The sequence below is a fragment of the Suttonella ornithocola genome, from assembly GCF_001889065.1.
GTDB classification, from domain to species: domain Bacteria; phylum Pseudomonadota; class Gammaproteobacteria; order Cardiobacteriales; family Cardiobacteriaceae; genus Suttonella_A; species Suttonella_A ornithocola.
On the sequence record NZ_LWHB01000300.1, the window covers coordinates 1 to 927 of the forward strand.

Below are 927 nucleotides of genomic sequence, written 5' to 3' on the forward strand. Positions count from 1 at the left end.
GCCCATTACAACGACCGCCAGCACAACAAGAGCAGCACCTACAGTGGTGATATCCTCCTTGGTACTGTCAATTGTTTGCTGTACTTCTGGCGGAAGTGCAGCAGCTGCATAACCTGCATATAATGCAGGGACGATAAGAAGTTTTTTCATAACTTTATCTCCGATTAAGAATAAACATAGCGAGTTCACGAAAGCCCCAAGCTGTTACTGTACATAACAGAAAGAGACCACCGATTTTCAATCCCTCACCTTGTTTCTAGTTGAGGGAGTATTGAAAATTCTTGCCATTTCTGGCAGGTGTTGTTTACCAGTTCAACACAGACATACATTTAATAACCCCAACTTAAACAACTATTAAATATTGAAAGTTGTTGCCAAAAGGTTTCTATTACAACTGATGAAAGACTTAGATTAGAGATGTGCGGATTTTGTATTAGACATAATCCAATTAAATCAGGCATGTTTTTCTCCTATCAATATTTGAGGAATAATTGAAATATGTTCTAAATCACTCTCAATAATTCGCGCATGGTTAATAGCATCATTTACAGTGCTGAATTGATAGGCTTTAGTGAGGTCATAAGTGAAGCTGGCTTCTCCATTAACTGCGGATAAAAATTCCCCTGTTTCTAGGCTTTGAACAATATAAATGATGCGGAACATGGGTTACTCCTATTTCGTAATAGGGCGAACAGATTTTAGGCTCATGTTGATGCGTCCGCTTCGGGTTTCTAGTTCGTAGTCAAGTTCTACAGTCACGGGGAATTGAAGCGTTTTAAATTGATGATAGTTGGCGCTTGTACCGTATTGAATTTCGGTTACGTTGTAACCGCATTCACGGTCTGAATCACTTGGTACGGGCATAAGTAAGCGTAATTTGACAGCTATCATAGTGATTGCCGTCTACGTCGCCTTTAAATTGTTTGA

At 39.5% G+C, this 927-nt stretch carries 3 protein-coding genes; all 3 read right to left on the reverse strand.

The genetic code is table 11. From position 1 onward, the window contains the following. Positions 1-189, reverse strand: a 189-nt coding sequence (locus A5N85_RS15925) for a major capsid protein (RefSeq protein WP_169818697.1), incomplete at its 3' end; no start/stop codon positions are given. A gap of 264 nt (positions 190-453) precedes the next feature. Beyond that, positions 454-663: a hypothetical protein gene (locus A5N85_RS13900; RefSeq protein WP_072577463.1), complete on the reverse strand. Its 210-nt coding sequence runs from the start codon at positions 661-663 to the stop codon at positions 454-456. A 9-nt stretch (positions 664-672) separates the two neighbouring features. Beyond that, positions 673-891, reverse strand: coding sequence for a hypothetical protein (locus A5N85_RS13905; protein WP_072577654.1), 219 nt, complete (start codon positions 889-891; stop codon positions 673-675). Positions 892-927 lie beyond the last annotated feature (36 nt).

Coding starts and splice junctions, on each gene's coding strand:
- A5N85_RS13900 (WP_072577463.1), bottom strand. CDS start 663: ATGTTCCGCATCATTTATATTGTTCAAAGCCTAGAAACAGGGGAATTT.
- A5N85_RS13905 (WP_072577654.1), bottom strand. CDS start 891: ATGATAGCTGTCAAATTACGCTTACTTATGCCCGTACCAAGTGATTCA.